Origin of the sequence: Nonomuraea sp. NPDC049152, from assembly GCF_040648355.1 — a bacterium.
Taxonomy (GTDB): domain Bacteria; phylum Actinomycetota; class Actinomycetes; order Streptosporangiales; family Streptosporangiaceae; genus Nonomuraea.
The window spans coordinates 1-15,989 of record NZ_JBEZDO010000065.1 but is presented as its reverse complement, the minus strand read 5'-3'; the positions used below and the strand labels follow the sequence as shown (position 1 = coordinate 15,989).

Below are 15,989 nucleotides of genomic sequence, written 5' to 3'. Positions count from 1 at the left end.
CAGCTACCTCGCCGGCCTCCATCTGCGCGCCTCAATGATCTGGGTCAAGCACCTCACCCGGACCACCACTTGATCACGACTCGATACGCGCCCTAATCCGGCCGCCGCCGCGGTGTGGACGACGACGTCGAGGATAGCGTCGGTGCTCATCCGCCCGGACGGGTCGCCGATTGGGCGGCCCGCGCGTGTGAGCTGCGCGCCGATGCGTCCGTGCCGGTTGATGCGGACCAACAGCGGCCCGCTGCTACGGCCGAGGCGTCCAGAGTGTTGAGCAGGGCGCGGACGGCGCGCATCGGGCAGGTGGCCGGGTTGGTGCCGTACCCAACCTTGCATTCGGTGAACTTCTTGAGCTTGCGCCGGTAGACCGTGACCACGAGGCCTTCGGGCGTCTCGCGCACGTCGGCGACGTTCAGGGCCAGTTCGAAGATGCGGGCGGCGCAGCTGTAGCCCAGCAGCAGGACAGCGTTGCGCTGTCCCGCCAAGATGGTGCGGTCCAGGCTGGCGAGCATGGCTCGCAGGCTGTCGGGCAGCGCGGGGTCGGCCTTGCGCGGGTGTGCGGCTGGCTCGTGGGCCAGGGCGAGACGTTCACGATAGCCGGAGAGGATCTTACGGGCGGCTTTGGTCTGGAGTGATGCCGATGGAAGGCCCTTGATCACCCTTGTTGCCCAGGGAGGGATGGTTCGGGCCAGAATTGGAGCAGATACCGCTCGTGGCCACCAAGGGCCTCGATGGCTAAGTCCGCTTCCTCGCGGTCGAGGTCAAGCAAGGCGTCATACTTCTCCGCGACGTCCGAGCGGCCCCAGCCCGAGACGCGGACCTTGTACCTGCCGGGCGGCACGGTGAAGAAGTCGAACTCCGGCCCGCCCGCGATCGCGTCGTAGACGAGGTTGCCAGTGGGTAAGTGCAGCGTGGCCGTCTGGGTGACCTCGGAGTCCCGCGCGGGCGGCGGTTCTGTGTCCCAGTGCTCCAGGCGAACGGCTATGCCCAGTCCGTCCACCTCAACGCCGATAAGCAGAGCGGCATCGCCCACACTGAGCCACTGATCGCCCTTGGGGACCAGCGACTGAAGGGCATCTCTTTCGATGGCCGCCTCATCGCAGATTCCGAACATCCCATGGTCGGCGAGGCTGTCGGGATCCTCGACCGAATCCAAGAGCTCAGACATGCCGGCGATCATAGAGGCAGTCACCGACAATTTGATCATCAGCGAGGCCCGGACGGTCACATCAACTTCGCTGAGACAGGTATCAAGTTCGTGGACGCTCGCGTCAGGTTTAGCGAGGCGCCATCACTTTCGTTGACGCAGGACGTCATGCCTCAGGTTTGTGAGACGAATGGCCAGATACCTCAGATCTCCGGGACTGCCTCGCCTTCAACGAGACGGGACAGGTGTGCTCACGGCCCTCCTGGGACTGGTCACACAGCGCGCCCGCGCCCGCCGCGCCCAGCAAGCCCTGGACGCCGCCGAGCAGCTCACCGAGCTCAAGACGACCGTCACCGAGGCCCACGCCGACGCCCGGGAGGCGCGCCAGGAGCTCACCGCCGAGCGCCGCCGCTCAGATGGCGACCTCGAGCTGTTACGCGACCAGCTCGCGCAACAGCTCAGCGAGCCGTACCGGAAGCCTGCATCCGCTATGGCACTGGCACCGGGGTGCGCGGGCGGCCGACGGGCAGGCTGACCCGGCACGGCCGGGCGCTGTCGGAGTCGCCCCGCCGGCTGGAGCGGGGTCAGTCGGTCTTGAGCGCCTTCCTGAGCACGTGGATGGCCTGCTCGACCGCGCCCGTTGCTGCCTGCGTGGGCCGAACGGGGTTGAGCATCATGAAGTCGTGGATGATGCCGTTGTACCGGATGCTTGTCGTGGGAACACCGGCCTGGGTCAGCCGGCGTGCGTAGGCTTCGCCCTCGTCACGCAGAACGTCGTTCTCGTCCACGATCACGAACGCCGGCGGCAGTCCACGCAGATCGTCCAGTGTGGCGCGCAGCGGCGACGCCGTGATCTCGTTGCGCTGTTCGCCGTTGTCGGGGATGTAGGCGTCCCAGAACCACGCCATGCCGTTCGCTGTGAGGAACGGACCGTCGGCGAACTCCCGGTAGCTCTCGGTGTCTTGGGCGGCATCCGTGACCGGGTAGTACATCGACTGATGCACGAAGCTCACGTCGCCCCGCTGCTTGGCCATGATCGCGACGGCGGCCGTCATATTGCCTCCGACCGAATCACCGGCCACCGACATGTTGCTCGCGTCGAGGCCTTCGCTCGCCCCATTCTTGGTGATCCACTGCGCGGTCGCGTACGCCTGCTCGATCGCCACGGGGTAGCGGGCCTCCGGGGAGCGGTCATACTCGACGAAAGCGACTGCGGCCCTCGCGCCGTCGCACAACTCGCGGATGAGCCGGTCGTGCGTGCCCGAGTTGCCGAGAATCCACCCACCCCCGTGGATGTAGAGGATCACCGGCAGAGGGCCCGCGGCTCCCACCGGCTTGATCAGGCGGACCCGGACGTCGCCTACGTCGGCCGGCACCGTGATCCACTTGTCTTCTCCGACTTCGACCTTCTCGACCGGGGCGGCCTGAATGTCGTCGAGCACCTTGCGGGCGCCCTCCGGACCCAGTTCGTACAGGAAGGGCGGGTTCGCAGTCGCATCCGCGATTTCCTGCGCCTCTGGCTCAAGGACGTGCTTTCCCATCTTCTTGCCCCTTTCGGCGGTGGAGGTTTGCGCACTCACTCGAAACCGAGCTCTTCAGCTAGGAGGGGAGTCACACCAAGTTCCTTCCGCATCCACCTGGGCTTTCAGTAAACGACAACTTCCTGTCAGGCGGATATTTTGAGGGCGTGCTGGAAGTCCGCCCCGAACGTCGCGATATAGACGTCACTTGCTTGCTGTCCGACCTCGAAAAACATAGTTACTCCTAGCCTCCAGAAGATCTCAGATTTTTGCGTAAGGCTGAACACGTTCTTGTTGGCGTTAAGTGCTAGCTGATTGCCGCTGACATCTGGATTGTCATCATTGTGGATGCGTCCTGGTCTGTTGAATATGTGCATGCGTTTAAGTGAGCTCGTGGAGTGCTAGCGCTCTGACCACTTGGGCCCGGTCGTCCTCCATGATGACGGAGGTTGGAACCGACAGGTGAATCCAGTCGGCTTGACCTGCCAGTAGCTTGAATGTGGCACCCTGTCCCTGGCGGACAGTCGTTCATCGCGTGCGCCCAAGGGGACTACCCGTCCATGGTCGCTAATTCGGCCACCCCGCGGTTGTCGTACCCTCGATATCTGTGCGGCTAATCTCCACAAATGCGATTTTTAACGAGCTTGCAATTTGTGTGCCAAGGATCGACCCTCGTAGTACTCCAGCCGCACTTGTCGATCCTCGCCACCGTGACCAGTACTGGATGTCGTCATGTACCGATGCCTAGCCCTGTGACCGGAAAGGTTCACCGGGTTCGTGGGTGGCTGTCCTCTCCGGGCGGGCACGGCAGGCTTGTGTCAACGCCATGTCCCTGATCACTCGAAATCGACGCTGAAGACGATGAACACGCACAGGAGTACCGCCAGGCCAAGGACAGCGAAAATCGCCAGCATGACGGCGGTGACCACCCATGTGTCCTTCCACGGCCTCGATGTCACCGCCACATGATCCCATGAGACGAGTTCGTCTGGATGATCACATCGTGCGTGGCGTCCTCGTCGGCCTGCACTCACGAACCCGGTGAACCTTTCCGGTCGCAGCACCAGCTGGATAGAACCGGACCTGATGATGGGGTTGGTGGTCACGGTCGGGGTCGGGCATCAGATCTGTACGGATCTCCAGGACTCCACAGTCGCTTCGGCAATGATTTCGATGCGGCGTCCGTAGGCCTGATGCCCATCAGACACGAAGCTGCCGTTCATGAACGGCAACCCGCAGAAGGTAGCGCGGAAGCGCCTGGGAGATCCGCCCGTCGGAAGCGGTGCGTACGCCGCTAAGGGCGCGGTGTCGTAGCTCGACCGTGCCTTGTGATTGTTCCGTGCCACCTGATGAGCTGCCACGCGAAGGAGCGCGTCAAGGCCCTTGTCCACGTAGAGCTGCAGTTGGCGGAACTGGCCGTCGAGGTACTTCTCGTGACCATTGGAAGGATGCTGCAGGAGATACGCGCAGACGACAGGCGCGTGCCACCTGTACATCTGAGGATCGGCCTGCTCTTCAGCCAAGATTGCGTGGTAGTAGTCCACGCACACACCCAGCGGGCCGGCCATTGCACCGCAGTCGCACTGACCCGTGCTGAGATTATCTGTCATGGCCTGCAACATAGGCGGCCAGCACCAGCCATGTCGACGGCGTTTCTGCGCAGTCTTATGCCCTATCAGGCCGTAGCTTGGTAAGGCATACGGCGACCACCGCTGTGATCACTTCAGGTGTGATGGATCTGAAGATCATGCGGTGGCCGCGTTGGCCAGCGTAGAACACCTCAGCGCTGTTCGTCTGCAGGCTGCTCTGGATGCCGCGTTCGCGCTGGGGCCGACCGGTTCAAACGCCCCGAGGTACGGCCCGACACCCTTGGCGGAGCGCAGCAGCGCATGATCGTCGGTCACCTCGTGGAAGGGTTGAGTCGATCGCCTCGCCCCAGAACCGGGCCATGGCCCGCGGGTCAGCGCAGTCGACGACCACCGCGGCGATCGGTCCGGTGTCCCGGTAGATCTCCCGAGGCTCCAGTTTTGGCCCCATCTCGCCTGGCTAGAAGGGCGGTTCTGCGTCTGGTTCGTGGGTGAGTGTCCAGTCGAGGGGGCGTCGAGCCCTTGCTGATGACGCGAAGGTCCTGTACGTGCCGTTGGGACGTTGCCGACGGTGTAGGCGTTGGCTAGGTGCGCGTCGCTCGCCACGCAGTTGCTGCCCGCGATGCTGGTGGCCACCCAGGAGGACGCGGTGCCGTTGCGGCTGAAGATCTTCGCGCGCGACTGCGTCGGGAACGAGCCGGGCAGTTCTTGCCACGGCCGCGTGCCCGTCGGTCCCTCAACCCCGGAGGGCGGCGCCGGCCTTACGTGGTGGGACCGGAGTACTCCTGGGCCAGCTCGTCGGCCAGGTCGGACGCGACTTCGACGGCGATCTCGATCGCTCGGGCTGCCAGGGGGGAGTGGGTCCGGCCGGCCCGCCAGTGCAGGCAGAGCTCGCGTGGGGGAATGGCCGGTCGCAGCTCGTGGACGCGGAGCCGGGCGTCGGACTCGGCGTCGGCGGCGTGGATGGCGAGCCACGGCAGCAGCGCCGATCCCATCCCGGCTCGCACCATCGACAGCAGAGCCTCGTTGCCTGCCGTACGGAAGACGATCTTCGGGTTCGCGCCGGCGCGGGTGAGTGCCTCTTCCATCCTGGGCTGGTCGCAGGTCGACGGCCAGGCCACCATCGGTGCGCCGTCGAGTTGGTCCAGCGGGACCGAATGGTCGGGGAAGGTGCCGGGCCTGGCCACCAGCAGGTACGGATCGTTGAGCAACTTGACGTGCTCGACGTCGCCGTCGAGGGGGCCGTCGTAGAACAGCAGGTCGAGGTCGCCGATCTGAGGCGCCTCCGGCTCTTCCTCGGACAGCCGGATGTCGCAGGCGGGGTGCTCGTCGCGCAGCCGACGTACGACGACCGGCAAGATCACCGTGGATACGCTCTGGAAGGTGCCGATGTCGATCCGGCCGTCGCCGGTCTGGAACCGGTTCACGGCCTCTGCCAGGGCTGCCGCCTTCGCCAGCAGCTCGCGTCCGTGCTCGAGGACGAGGGCGCCGAGCGGTGTGATCCGTACCGGCCTGGGCCCGCCCGGTCGGTCGAACACCGGGCCGCCCACGGACCTCTCCAACGCGGCGATCTGCTGGCTCACGGTCGACTGGGTGTAGCCGAGGCGGGCAGCCGCCCGGCCGAACGAGCCCTCCTCAACGACGGCGGCCATCGCGGCCAGGTGCCGCAGTTCGAGATCGGTCACGGGCCTCAGCTTACTCCGGGCCATCGCTCCTAGCGATCGAGTTGATCGGAAACAATCGCTTTTCGCGATGGCGTCCGCCCCCTAGCGTGGCTGGCATGACAGCGACCACCGCCACCGTTGCACCAGCCGCCTACGTCAATCCGCTGGTGGCCGTGTGCCTGGGATGGCTGATCCTCGCCGAACCGGTGAGGGTGCCGACCCTCGTCGGAGGCGTGATCACGGTGCTCGCGGTCGCCGTCGTCGTGCGCTCCGAATTCCAACGATGAAGAACGATGAAGGGAAGTCCATGAGCACATTCGTGTTGATCCACGGCGGAGGAGACGTGGGGTGGTACTGGCACCTGGTGGAAGCCGAGCTACGAGCGCGGGGGCACGACGTGCTGGCTCCCGACCTTCCGGGCGATGACGAGTCGAAGACCCTGGCGGACTACGCCGACGCCGTGGTCGAGGCTGTCGGTGACAAGCAGAACCTGGTCGTCGTGGGCCACTCCTTCGGCGCGTTCACCGCCCCGTTGGTCGCCGATCGGCTGCCCGTCGATGTGCTGGTCCTCCTGGCCGGCATGATCCCGTCGCCGGGTGAGTCGCCGGATGAGTGGTGGGCCAACACCGGCTGCCAGAGCGCGGTGGAGGAGCAGGCCAAGCGCGATGGCGGTTTGACCGGCAGCGCGGATCCATACGTGAGCTTCTACCACGATGTACCCCGGGAGCTGGCGCAGGAGGCCATGGGCAAGGAGCGCGCGCACCCGTCGAGGGCCGCATCGGCCGCTCCGTGGCCGTTGGATGCGTGGCCGAACGTGCCGACGAGGTTCGTGCTCTGCACCGAGGACCGCGTCTTCCCGCCCGACTTCTTGCGCCGGCTGGTTCCCGACCGCCTGGGTATCGTCCCCGACGAGATCGCGGGCAGCCACTGCGTCGCACTCAGCCGCCCCAAACAGGTGGCGGACATGTTGGCGGGCTACGCGGCTGCCGCATCGGCCACGAGGATCGAGCAGTGAACCGTTCCTCGACGGCGGCTGGCCCGCCGGGCGTCGAGGCATGGACGCGGCCCGCGCAGACCGCCGCCAAGCGTCAGCTCCGGCACGCCGAGATCGTCGTCACCATCACCGATCTCCGCCAGCAAAAGACGAGCCCGTATGACATCGCTGTCGCCCTCTCGCCCAGCGCCGATCCGACGCTCTTCGCCAAGGCGGGCGCCACCTGGTGGCTGGCGGACCTCCCGCCGGAACAGTGTCGCTGGACCAGATGCGAGGCGTGCTCCGCGAAGGGCCCGATAGAGCCTTGAGACATCGACATCCACACGACCAACCAACATGTCGAATCGGTATCGAGAGGATCCGGTGACGATGATGTCCGACCAGCAAGGTACCCAGACGCGGCCGAACTCCGAGCCGAGCGCGGGTGAGCACGGGACCAGGCACACCGACCTGTTCGACTACGACGCAGAGTTGCGTCTGCACAACGAACTCTTCCGCGCCGCTGCCCGCGTCGGCGCGCGCGACCGTGTGCTCGACATCGGCTGTGGTACGGGCCAGTCCACGCGCGAGGCCGCCCGCGCCGCCGTCACCGGAAGCGCGGTAGGCGTCGACCTCTCCGCACCCATGCTCGAACGGGCCCGTCAGCTCAGCGACGAGCAGGGACTGCCCAACATCACCTACCAGCAAGCGGACGCCCAGGTTCACCGCTTCCCATCGACGCATTTCGACCTTTGTATCAGCAGGTTCGGAGCGATGTTCTTCGCCGACCCACTCGCCGCGTTCACCAATATCGGGCGCGCTCTGCGCCCCGCAGCGCGCCTCGTGCTGCTGGTCTGGCAAGATCGCGACCGCAATGAATGGGCCTCCGCGATCCGCCAGAGCCTCACCGCCGCAACGGCCACACCCGCCCCTCCCACCGGCGGTCCAGGCCCGTTCTCACTCGCCGACCCGACCATCACGCAAGGCATCCTGGCGGCGGCAGGCTTCACGCAAGTCAGCTTCACCGACGTGCACGAGCCCGTCTTCTACGGCCCGGACAGCGCCACCGCCTTCGATAACGTGCTCCGCCTACAGGAATACAGAGACCTGCTTGCCAACCTCGACGCCGCGACGGCCGAGCAAGCACGCACGCGACTGCGAGCCACCCTCGCCGCCCACAGCACCGACAGCGGCGTGTACTTCGACTCGCGTGCCTGGATCATCACAGCGCGCCGTCACTGACCACCGCACCCAACCTGGCCCAAACAAACCAGCCGGCCAATGCCACTGCTCCGCGACAGTGGCCGCATCGTCACGATCTCGTCCGTGGCGACCCGGATGGCCAGCCCCCACCAGATGTCCTTCGCCATGACGAAGGGCGCGGCCGAGACGCTGAGCATGACCTTGACCAACGAGCTCAGAGTCCGAGAGCATCGTCTCTGTCGCCATACCCCTACCACATAGCGGCGGCAATCACCGCGGCCGCGAACCCTAGGAATTCACGCGTCACAACGGGCGCAGGTGCTCGATCGTGACGTGGTGCCGCTCGGTCAGCCGCTGGGCGATCAACGAGCGGTGGCACGCCTCGGGGTCGCGCTCGACACAGAGCAGCGCTGCGGTCCCACTGCTCGGCAGCTCCGACACGATCGGCGTGAGGTCGGCGCGGTCGAGGATCTCGGTGGTGTAGCGGCGGGCGTACTCGGGAGCGAGTTCGCGGCGCGAGCGCTTGCCGACCCCTTGGCGGTCATCCTCGGCGTACTGGAGTTGGCGTAGCTCGGTGGTTGGGGCGAGCTCAAGGTGGTGCTCGTAGGCGATCCGAGCATGGGCGAGGGCCGCCTGCAGCCGGCGTGAGTTCGCCCAGGCGTACTCGGGTCCGCGGACACCGCGGCGCTGGCGTACGTCGAGCAGCAGACGAACGTCCGCGTGCCGCAGTCGTTGCAGGAAGGACTCGCCGCCGAAGCCATAGACGCCGATTGTCACCATCCTGAGCACCGGAAATCACCCACCTGCCTACTACTCGCGCCGCCTCCGGCAGCCCCCTGCCGGAGGCGGCGAGGTCGCATCACGCGACAGCGGTCCCCTCAAGCTCGACCATCAGGTCGGGGATCGCCAGCCGTGTCACCCCGAGCATCGTGGTGGACGGTGCCACCCCGGCGGCGCCCAACCGTGACGCCAGCACGCCGTAGTGCTCGAAGAGCCGATCGACGTCGGTGGTGTAGACATTGAGCCGGACGAGGTTCGCGAGGGACATGCCGGCCTCGCCGAGCACGGCCTCCAGATTGTCCAGGCTCAGCGCCAACTGCGCCGCCATGTCATCGGTATGCTGGGGCTTGCCGTCGCCGCTCATCGCGGTCTGCCCGGCGCAGTACAGGGTCCGGGTGTGCCCGGAGACGACCTCACCCTGGTTGTACCCCAGCTCCACCGACCACGCCCACGGGTTGACCGCCGTTCGCTCCATCGCCACATCAGCTCCATTCGATTCGTCGACATTACGTACGTCCAGCGGCTCGTTAGCCACCGCCTTTTCCGTCGTGTTGATCAGCCTCTCAGCGAATACACGACATCCTGTGTCGTGTATTTCTGTAGAGTTTCTGTATGCGCGCCGACCGGTTGGTCTCGCTGGTGCTGCTGCTGCGCCAGCACGGTCGGTTGTCAGCGGCGGCGCTGTCCCGCGAGCTGGAGGTATCCACCCGCACCGTGCTGCGCGACATCGAGGCGCTGTCCGCGGCGGGCGTCCCGGTCTACGCCGAACGCGGCCGGCACGGCGGTTTCGCGTTGTTGCCCGGTTTCCGGACCGAGCTCACCGGACTGAACCACGATGAGGCCCTTGCCCTGCTGGTCGCCGGATCGCGACGCGGCGCGCAGGCATTCGGCCTCGGCTCGGCGCTCGCTTCGGCGATGCTCAAGGTCGTTGACGCGCTACCCGAAAGCTATCGGGACACCGCGGCCGACGCGGCCGAGCGATTGCTCATCGACCCGGAGACCGACCTCCTCTCGCGTCGACTGGTCGCTGAGGAGGCGCCTGACACCGTAGTGGCCGAGGTCCTGCGCGCGGTGCTCGCCGGACACAAGCTGCGTATCCACTACGCGGCTGTGGACCAGACCCCGAAGTGGCGCACGGTGGACCCGATCGGCCTGGTCACCGTACGCGACCGGGGCTACTTGCTGGCCACGAGGGCTGGCGCGGACCGCACCTACCGGCTGTCCCGGGTCTTGGCCGCCAAGGAACTCGCCGAACCCGCACAGCGACCAGACCGGGTCGATCTGGACCGGGCCTGGCAGGAACGCAGCACCCAGTTTCGGACCGGCGGCGACCAAGTCACCGTGCTGGTACGGGTGGACCCGGCGCGGCGGGAGGACCTGGTGGGCACCGCGCTGGCCGTCCGCGCCGAAGAAGCCGACGCAGACGGCTGGCTGCGGCTGGAGGTGACCTTCCAAGATCCGAGACACGCCGAATGGGCGCTGTGGCAGCTCACCACGAACGCGGAAGCCCTGGCCCCGCAGTGGTTGCGCAACTCGCTGCGCAACCGCGCCGCCGCGATCGCCACCCGCTACGGAGTGTCATCCTGAGAGTTGTCGCCTTTTGCGGGCCGCCGCCGACGCGATTCGGACCGCTCCATACTGGTAGGTGCCAAGCGCGCCGAACGACGCGTGTGCAACGCGCGGCGCTGCCTTGTAGCAGACGGATCGACGTGCGACAGCCGCCCGCGGAGCTTCCTCGCTGCGTCCGAGCAGTTCGCCACCATGCCCGGCTGGACCCAGACGATCGAACCGCTGCTCTCCTTACTAGCGAGCTTCAAGCTCCGCGCCCGACCGGCCTCCTGGAGCTGCCAACGGGCCGAGGCATCTGACCGGTGACACCGAGCCTCAAGCAGAGGTCAGCAAGGTCTGACCGCCTTAGAGATAAGCCTTGGGTCGGCGTCACCAGGGGCAAAGTAGCTCTGCGTGATCGCTGTTCGGGGTAGTTGGTAGGCGGATGGCCAGGGGCCACTGTGGCGGCGGGCGAGCAGAGGAACAGGCTCACAACGGGAGCTGCGCCTCCACCTCCTGGTCGACGGCCGTGCTCATGGGTGAATAGCGCGCGTAGAACTCCTTGCCGCACTCGAGGTCTTCGAGGGCGTCCTTGATCTCCTTGGCGAGGTACGGTCTGGCCTGCGCGGCCGTGAGGTCTGGCCAGAGCTGTGTTCCCTGTTCCTTCTCTATCTTTTTGACCTGCGCCAACATGGCCTTCTCTCCTCTGCCGGCCAGGTCGCTCGGCTTGAGCGAGATGATCGCGTAGCCCTTGCCCTTGAGGCAGTCGCCGAACGTCGCGGCCAGGCGCACCAGTTCGGCGTCGCCGTCGAGCCGCCGGGTGGTGAGCTGCTTCTTGAGGTCGAAGTGCATCTTGAACACGTCCATCCGGTTCTTCACGTCCTTGTTCAGGACCGCCTTGAAGGCCTTGGCCATACAGGCGTCCTCCGCCTTCTTGTAGGCGTTGAACTGCGTCTCGTTCATGCGGGCCCCCGGGTTGGGGTCATCCTGCCCGTGCTCCTCGACGACCAGCGCGCCCGAGGCGGAGTCGTCGGGGTAGACGAACTGGGAGAAGATCCGGTAGCCGTACTTCGCCCTGACCTCCTTGGTCGCGGCGTAGTCACCGGCCGCCATCTTCTTCTGCGCCTCCGTCTCCTTGGGCCCGGACATGACGAAGGGGGTGTACTTGAAGCCCTTCTGCTTCATGCAGTCGGCCTTGAGCCGCTCCATCTTCCACTTCGCCTCCTGTCCCGCGCCGGTGGCGCTCGGAGCGGCAGGCTCGGGCATATCGGTGGCACACCCAGTCAGTACGGCAAGCGCCAGGGCGGCCATGAACGCTCTCATGAGGTCTCCGAAGAAATGACGCGCCGCGGGATCAGCGCAGGGCGGTTCTGCGGTGCTCGCGCGCCACCAGGACCGCGGTGACGGCGAGAAGGGCGAGCAGGGCCCAGTAGGCCAGATGCCGCACGGTGAGATACGGCCCGTGCTCGGCAATCGCGACGGTGACCGACAGCAGGTAGACCAGCGCCGCCACGCCCCAGCGCGGGTCTCTCGCCATACGGGCCGCGCAGACCGCCGCTACCAGCAGCCCCAGCTCGGTGACTGTCCGGACCACGCCGACAGGGAAAGCTGACTCATCCATCAGGGCGGGACCCGCGCAGAGGGCGGGCGCGACCGCGAGCCACCACCAGGAGCGTGCCTTCAGCGGGTGGGCGCCCGCCGCCAGCACGAGCGATCCGGCGAAGGCGAGCGCGTAGGAGAGGGCGACGACCTGGGGGCCTGTGGTGGCGAACAGCCCGTCGACCGACCGGGGGCCTGAGGTGATCGGCATCAGCACGTGGTCGAACAGGGGCACCCCTGCCGCGATCGCCGTGGCCTTCGCCCCGGTGAGAAGCAGGAGAGGGAGCGCCAGCCGTAGCCGCCCCCGCAGGACGGCCAGCACGGTGAGGGCGGACAGGGCGGTCCACAGCGGGATCGCGGTGAGGAAGGGGAGCAACGCGGACAGATTCGCGACGGTCAGCGCGGCGACCCCCAGGTGCAGGCCGTCACGCCAAGCGGGCCCTGCCGCCGCGTGCTCGACGCGGGTGCGCAGCCCGCCCATCAGCAGCCCCAGGGCCTCCCTGATCTCGGGCGCGCGCCGCCCCGGCTCGGCCGTGTCGAGCAGGATGTCGATGAGCTCGTCGCCGTGCGCCTTGCGGTAGCCCGCGGGATAGGCCAGGAGGAACCTGCGGTAACGCCGCTCGAGCCGCCTCACGCGAGGGCCTCGCGGTTGAGGACCAGGGCCGCCGCCTCGTTCATGCGCCTGGCCTCGCTCCTGACGATCGCCGTCCCTTCGTCGGTGATCCGGAAGTAGCGGCGGACCCGGCCGTTGACCGTCTCCTCACGGTCGACGGCGAGCACCCCGCGGGCGGCGAGGCGCTCGAGGATGGCGTAGAGGGTGCCGACCGTCGGCCGGACCCGGCCTGTCGACAGCTCGCCGATCCGCTTGAGGATCGCGTGGCCGTGCAGCGGACCGTCGAGCAGCGCGGTGAGCACGAAGTACATCGGCTCACTCACTTCTGATGATCTTCTCGGCACGATCGACAACATACTCAGTTGAACAGAGTATTGCAACCGACAGGCTGGGCCGCCGACGCGCTCTGGTGCCCGTGACACGGGCACGGCACCGCCTCCCTCGCCGCGGCACTGGATGTGCGAAGCGGCGAAGCCCCCGAACAGCGATTACGCAGAGCTACTTTGCCCCGGTGACACCGACCCGAGTGGGGGGCCTAGGTGACAGACATGCTCGCACCGTGCCGCCTGACACGGTGTCAGAGTCAAGCCCGTATGCGACTCCCGGCGATCCAGCCGAAAGAACTGCCTCAGCTGCGCCGAGCAGTCGCACAACACGGATGCATATCGGTAGATTCAGCTAGGGTGCCAAGATCTTCAAGGAGGTCGGGATTGGCACCACCAGAAGCCCATGGGCATCGGCGGCCCGGGCGAGGTCTCCTCGCCGGGGCCGGGCATGCTCGCGCACGTTCTCGGCGCCGATCGGCGCCGAGTGGATGGGAGCGATGGCCGTGGGATGGCTCGGCGGCAGGCAGGTCCTTGTCGCGAGCCATACTGACGAAGAGTCGCCACTCGTGGGCATCTGGGATCTCACGACTCGCGAAATGATTGGCGACATTTCTTACGATGGCACCGAGTACGACTTCCCGACACATCTGGAAATCATCGACATCGCCGGCAGGCCGACCCTCGTCATCGAGGCGGAAAGCGGCATCGACCAATGGGACCTCGCCACGCGGCGCAAGGTGCACCGGCCGATCGACGATGGCGATGACGATGGCGACAAGGGCTCGCTGGACGCCTTCGCGTCGTCCACAGTGTCCACGGTCGAAGGCCAGGCTCTGATCATCACCGGTGAGAACAGGTCCGACGACAGCGATTCCGCGATGCCGGTGAAGAACGCCGTGGCTCTCTGGGACCCGGTGAGCGGTCGGAGGCTGGCCGCAATGCAGGGCCATTCCGCTGAGATACGAGCGCTCGCGGCGGGCGAGCTCGACGGCAGGCCCGTCCTGCTCAGCGGCAGTGACGACAACACGGTCAGGCTCTGGGACCTGCGCACCCGCAGACAGCTCGGCGATCCGACGCCGTCCTGGCCGTCGCACGGAGCCAAAGCCCTCGCCGTCGGACGGCGCGACGGCGCGCGGATCGCCGTGTCAGGAGAGGAATACGGCGTGCTGCAGGTCTGGGATCTGACCACGCGCCGCCGCTTGGGCAGGCCGATGAAGGCCGGGCATGAGATCGACACTCTGGCCATTACGGAAGTGGACGGTCTTCCCGTCGTGGTGGCCGCAGGCCCGAACGGCCTCTCGGTGTGGAACCTGACCACCTTCACCGAGCGTGGCCGGCTGGCGGCGACCTCGGTGCGTGGACTGGCTGTGCGGCAGAACAGCGTGGTGGCCGTCGTCGACTCTGACACCCAGATTCTGGCCCGCACCTGGGACCTGCGCACCCTGCGCCTGGTCGACACGATCTACCTCGCCCCCAACGGCGACTACCCGACCGTGTCACTGGTCGGTGGGAGCGTCTTCGCCACCGTGCAGACGGACACCAGCAGCATCGCGGTCTGGGATCTCTCCCAGCGCAGGCGGATCTCCACCATTACTGTCCCGCCGCCGGCCTGGGAGGGCGAAGCCATCACGTTCGGCAGCGTGGGCTGCTCGGCTGCCGTCCCATCGTCAGCGTCGCCCGCCAGAGCGCCAAGACCAGGCTCCTGGACGCACGCACCGGGCGTGACCTGATCGCACCGTTCACCGGCCTGCCCGCGAACGGCACTCCGGTCGTGGTTAGTGGAACGACCTTCGCCCTGGTGATCTGGCAGGACAAGCAGGGCACGTACCACGACCAGTTCTGGGATCTGGCCGAGATGAAGCCGCTCGGCCCATCGACGACCACTCTGTACGACGCGCTCGCCATCGGCGAGGGCGTGGTGGTCGCCGCCGGGCCCGGCGAGCAGCTCACGATGTGGCTGGTCACCCCGTGACATCAGCGAGCGGGCGAAGACGCCGGGTTCGCCGGGCGCTCTGCCAGGCGCATGAGGTGGCGATACCAGTCGACTTGGACTCAGCCCAACCACCGTGCACCGCGCGTTGCGCCGTTACCGGCTGGCCCATCCAGACCGCGCCACCGGTGCACGCAACAACGATACGTTCGCCCATTATCAGGCGTCGTTCTCCGCCGCCCTGACCTGGACTGTCATCCAGCCCGTCACCGCCACTTCCCCGGAGGCGAGCCGGGCCCTGAGCCAGGCTCTCGACCGGGCCGACGACGACCCGAGGCTGGTTGAGCTGGCCGACAAGCTGGCCGCTTACCTCACGCGTATGGCCGACGAGCGGGGCGAGGACTATGTCGACGACACCGATATCGAGTCACCGCTTGTCAAGCTGATGGACATGCTGGCGTTCGGCACTGTGCCGCCGGCGCGTCGGCTGATCGAGTTGCTGAAGCAACGAGGCTGGACGGGCTGGACCAAGCTCGAGCGCGTGGACCCCACACCGGGTGCGGCTCCCCGGTAGTGCCAGTACGGGCAGGAGACGCCGCAGTGCGATGATTCGGGTGCTATCGGTGATGGCGGGCAGGGTCTTGCCGGGCGAGGCGACGGATTGGTCCGATCGCGACAGCTCCAGCGACGGGCCGAATCCACGACGGTGGATTACGCGAGGTCGCCGGTTCTGCCCCGTCCGTGCCGGCGTTCGCGGTCGGTCAGCTCTTTGAGGATCGCCACGTAGTCCACGAGGTCGAAGGCGGCGAAGTGCGGGTAGGAGCCGGGGTTCTGCCGTAGGTAGCCGAGCCGGCGGCGCAGCGCGGTCCGCTGCGCGCGGTCGGCCGGGTCCAGTCCGAAGGCGTCGACCGTGCCGCCGTTGGGGGCCAGCGTGGTGGCCAGGCAGCGCAGCAGGGTGGTCTTGCCGGCGCCGTTCGGCCGAGCAGGCCGGTCACTCCGGTGTCGAGGGTTAGGGCGCGTATTGGGTCGTGATCAATCTGTCGATTCGCCCTCGTGGTGAGGCCTGGACCGGTAGATCTTGTTCCGTGACGCGAGTGCAACTG

At 66.9% G+C, this 15,989-nt stretch carries 21 protein-coding genes and 1 pseudogene; 10 read left to right on the top strand and 12 right to left on the bottom strand.

What is annotated here, in order from left to right; genetic code table 11:
* Nucleotides 1-146: 146 nt before the first annotated feature.
* Together AB0B45_RS50750 and AB0B45_RS50745 are read right to left on the bottom strand one after the other, a co-directional pair.
* A complete protein-coding gene (locus tag AB0B45_RS50750) occupies nt 147-656 on the bottom strand; it encodes a hypothetical protein (protein WP_358146143.1) in 510 nt (169 codons plus the stop codon).
* Nucleotides 653-1,165, bottom strand: a complete 513-nt coding sequence (locus tag AB0B45_RS50745; RefSeq protein ID WP_358146141.1) for a hypothetical protein — start codon at nt 1,163-1,165, stop codon at nt 653-655. Before AB0B45_RS50745 ends, AB0B45_RS50750 begins: the two co-directional genes overlap by 4 nt.
* A gap of 226 nt (nt 1,166-1,391) precedes the next feature.
* Here AB0B45_RS50745 and AB0B45_RS50740 point away from each other — a divergent pair, with 226 nt between their 5' ends.
* Complete coding sequence (locus AB0B45_RS50740) at nt 1,392-1,679, top strand: hypothetical protein (RefSeq protein ID WP_358146140.1); 288 nt, start codon at nt 1,392-1,394, stop codon at nt 1,677-1,679.
* A 49-nt stretch (nt 1,680-1,728) separates the two neighbouring features.
* Here AB0B45_RS50740 and AB0B45_RS50735 read toward each other — a convergent pair whose 3' ends face one another.
* The 4 genes and pseudogenes from AB0B45_RS50735 to AB0B45_RS50720 form a co-directional block, all read right to left on the bottom strand.
* A complete protein-coding gene (locus AB0B45_RS50735; RefSeq protein ID WP_358146138.1) occupies nt 1,729-2,685 on the bottom strand; it encodes an alpha/beta hydrolase in 957 nt (318 codons plus the stop codon).
* A gap of 1,100 nt (nt 2,686-3,785) precedes the next feature.
* A complete protein-coding gene (locus tag AB0B45_RS50730; protein ID WP_358146136.1) occupies nt 3,786-4,274 on the bottom strand; it encodes a DUF5946 family protein in 489 nt (162 codons plus the stop codon).
* 240 nt (nt 4,275-4,514) lie between these two features.
* A pseudogene (locus AB0B45_RS50725) lies at nt 4,515-4,689 on the bottom strand (VOC family protein); the annotation flags it as partial.
* Nucleotides 4,690-5,011: 322 nt separating this feature from the next.
* Nucleotides 5,012-5,935 carry a LysR family transcriptional regulator gene (locus AB0B45_RS50720; RefSeq protein ID WP_358146134.1) on the bottom strand — a complete coding sequence of 308 codons (924 nt, stop codon included), beginning with the start codon at nt 5,933-5,935 and terminating at the stop codon, nt 5,012-5,014.
* A gap of 95 nt (nt 5,936-6,030) precedes the next feature.
* Between AB0B45_RS50720 and AB0B45_RS50715 the strand changes: the two genes are divergently transcribed.
* The 5 genes from AB0B45_RS50715 to AB0B45_RS50695 all read left to right on the top strand — a co-directional run bounded on the left by AB0B45_RS50715 (nt 6,031) and on the right by AB0B45_RS50695 (nt 8,351).
* On the top strand, nt 6,031-6,201 hold the full coding sequence (locus AB0B45_RS50715; protein WP_358146133.1) for an EamA family transporter: 171 nt from the start codon (nt 6,031-6,033) through the stop codon (nt 6,199-6,201).
* A 20-nt stretch (nt 6,202-6,221) separates the two neighbouring features.
* Entirely contained in the window at nt 6,222-6,929 is a 708-nt protein-coding gene (locus AB0B45_RS50710) for an alpha/beta hydrolase (protein ID WP_358146131.1), read from the top strand.
* Nucleotides 6,926-7,216: a hypothetical protein gene (locus tag AB0B45_RS50705; protein ID WP_358146129.1), complete on the top strand. Its 291-nt coding sequence runs from the start codon at nt 6,926-6,928 to the stop codon at nt 7,214-7,216. The genes AB0B45_RS50710 and AB0B45_RS50705 overlap by 4 nt, the downstream gene beginning before the upstream one ends.
* Before the next feature lie 61 nt (nt 7,217-7,277).
* On the top strand, nt 7,278-8,129 hold the full coding sequence (locus AB0B45_RS50700; protein WP_358146127.1) for a methyltransferase domain-containing protein: 852 nt from the start codon (nt 7,278-7,280) through the stop codon (nt 8,127-8,129).
* A 39-nt stretch (nt 8,130-8,168) separates the two neighbouring features.
* Nucleotides 8,169-8,351: an SDR family NAD(P)-dependent oxidoreductase gene (locus AB0B45_RS50695; RefSeq protein ID WP_358146125.1), complete on the top strand. Its 183-nt coding sequence runs from the start codon at nt 8,169-8,171 to the stop codon at nt 8,349-8,351.
* A 42-nt stretch (nt 8,352-8,393) separates the two neighbouring features.
* On the opposite strand, the gene AB0B45_RS50690 is transcribed toward AB0B45_RS50695, so the two are convergent.
* Nucleotides 8,394-8,870, bottom strand: a complete 477-nt coding sequence (locus AB0B45_RS50690) for a DUF488 domain-containing protein (protein WP_358146123.1) — start codon at nt 8,868-8,870, stop codon at nt 8,394-8,396.
* A gap of 79 nt (nt 8,871-8,949) precedes the next feature.
* Complete coding sequence (locus AB0B45_RS50685; RefSeq protein ID WP_358146147.1) at nt 8,950-9,345, bottom strand: RidA family protein; 396 nt, start codon at nt 9,343-9,345, stop codon at nt 8,950-8,952.
* 137 nt (nt 9,346-9,482) lie between these two features.
* On the opposite strand from AB0B45_RS50685, the gene AB0B45_RS50680 reads away from it, so the two are divergent.
* On the top strand, nt 9,483-10,457 hold the full coding sequence (locus tag AB0B45_RS50680; protein WP_358146121.1) for a WYL domain-containing protein: 975 nt from the start codon (nt 9,483-9,485) through the stop codon (nt 10,455-10,457).
* Between the two features lie 450 nt (nt 10,458-10,907).
* Here the strand turns inward: AB0B45_RS50680 and AB0B45_RS50675 are convergent, their stop codons facing one another.
* Genes AB0B45_RS50675 through AB0B45_RS50665 form a run of 3 tightly spaced genes read right to left on the bottom strand, consistent with a single transcriptional unit; the run spans nt 10,908 to nt 12,953 of the window.
* Entirely contained in the window at nt 10,908-11,741 is an 834-nt protein-coding gene (locus tag AB0B45_RS50675) for a hypothetical protein (RefSeq protein WP_358146119.1), read from the bottom strand.
* 31 nt (nt 11,742-11,772) lie between these two features.
* Nucleotides 11,773-12,651, bottom strand: coding sequence for a hypothetical protein (locus AB0B45_RS50670; RefSeq protein WP_358146117.1), 879 nt, complete (start codon nt 12,649-12,651; stop codon nt 11,773-11,775).
* Complete coding sequence (locus tag AB0B45_RS50665; RefSeq protein WP_358146115.1) at nt 12,648-12,953, bottom strand: PadR family transcriptional regulator; 306 nt, start codon at nt 12,951-12,953, stop codon at nt 12,648-12,650. The genes AB0B45_RS50670 and AB0B45_RS50665 overlap by 4 nt, the downstream gene beginning before the upstream one ends.
* Before the next feature lie 500 nt (nt 12,954-13,453).
* Here AB0B45_RS50665 and AB0B45_RS50660 point away from each other — a divergent pair, with 500 nt between their 5' ends.
* From AB0B45_RS50660 to AB0B45_RS50650, 3 genes are all read left to right on the top strand, one after another.
* The gene (locus tag AB0B45_RS50660; RefSeq protein WP_358146113.1) at nt 13,454-14,686 is read left to right on the top strand and encodes a WD40 repeat domain-containing protein; all 1,233 of its coding nucleotides are present in this window, start codon (nt 13,454-13,456) and stop codon (nt 14,684-14,686) included.
* Between the two features lie 41 nt (nt 14,687-14,727).
* Nucleotides 14,728-14,928, top strand: a complete 201-nt coding sequence (locus AB0B45_RS50655) for a hypothetical protein (RefSeq protein WP_358146110.1) — start codon at nt 14,728-14,730, stop codon at nt 14,926-14,928.
* Nucleotides 14,929-15,022: 94 nt separating this feature from the next.
* Nucleotides 15,023-15,460, top strand: a complete 438-nt coding sequence (locus AB0B45_RS50650; RefSeq protein WP_358146108.1) for a hypothetical protein — start codon at nt 15,023-15,025, stop codon at nt 15,458-15,460.
* Between the two features lie 137 nt (nt 15,461-15,597).
* Here AB0B45_RS50650 and AB0B45_RS50645 read toward each other — a convergent pair whose 3' ends face one another.
* On the bottom strand, nt 15,598-15,816 hold the full coding sequence (locus AB0B45_RS50645) for a hypothetical protein (protein WP_358146145.1): 219 nt from the start codon (nt 15,814-15,816) through the stop codon (nt 15,598-15,600).
* Between the last annotated feature and the right edge of the window lie 173 nt (nt 15,817-15,989).

Bases quoted from the DNA above. Each gene is read 5' to 3' on its own strand.
- AB0B45_RS50680 (WP_358146121.1), top strand. From the start codon at position 9,483: ATGCGCGCCGACCGGTTGGTCTCGCTGGTGCTGCTGCTGCGCCAGCAC.
- AB0B45_RS50675 (WP_358146119.1), bottom strand. From the start codon at position 11,741: ATGAGAGCGTTCATGGCCGCCCTGGCGCTTGCCGTACTGACTGGGTGT.
- AB0B45_RS50700 (WP_358146127.1), top strand. From the start codon at position 7,278: ATGATGTCCGACCAGCAAGGTACCCAGACGCGGCCGAACTCCGAGCCG.
- AB0B45_RS50685 (WP_358146147.1), bottom strand. From the start codon at position 9,345: ATGGAGCGAACGGCGGTCAACCCGTGGGCGTGGTCGGTGGAGCTGGGG.
- AB0B45_RS50695 (WP_358146125.1), top strand. From the start codon at position 8,169: ATGCCACTGCTCCGCGACAGTGGCCGCATCGTCACGATCTCGTCCGTG.
- AB0B45_RS50745 (WP_358146141.1), bottom strand. From the start codon at position 1,165: ATGTCTGAGCTCTTGGATTCGGTCGAGGATCCCGACAGCCTCGCCGAC.
- AB0B45_RS50715 (WP_358146133.1), top strand. From the start codon at position 6,031: ATGACAGCGACCACCGCCACCGTTGCACCAGCCGCCTACGTCAATCCG.
- AB0B45_RS50730 (WP_358146136.1), bottom strand. From the start codon at position 4,274: ATGACAGATAATCTCAGCACGGGTCAGTGCGACTGCGGTGCAATGGCC.
- AB0B45_RS50735 (WP_358146138.1), bottom strand. From the start codon at position 2,685: ATGGGAAAGCACGTCCTTGAGCCAGAGGCGCAGGAAATCGCGGATGCG.
- AB0B45_RS50710 (WP_358146131.1), top strand. From the start codon at position 6,222: ATGAGCACATTCGTGTTGATCCACGGCGGAGGAGACGTGGGGTGGTAC.
- AB0B45_RS50690 (WP_358146123.1), bottom strand. From the start codon at position 8,870: ATGGTGACAATCGGCGTCTATGGCTTCGGCGGCGAGTCCTTCCTGCAA.
- AB0B45_RS50660 (WP_358146113.1), top strand. From the start codon at position 13,454: ATGGCCGTGGGATGGCTCGGCGGCAGGCAGGTCCTTGTCGCGAGCCAT.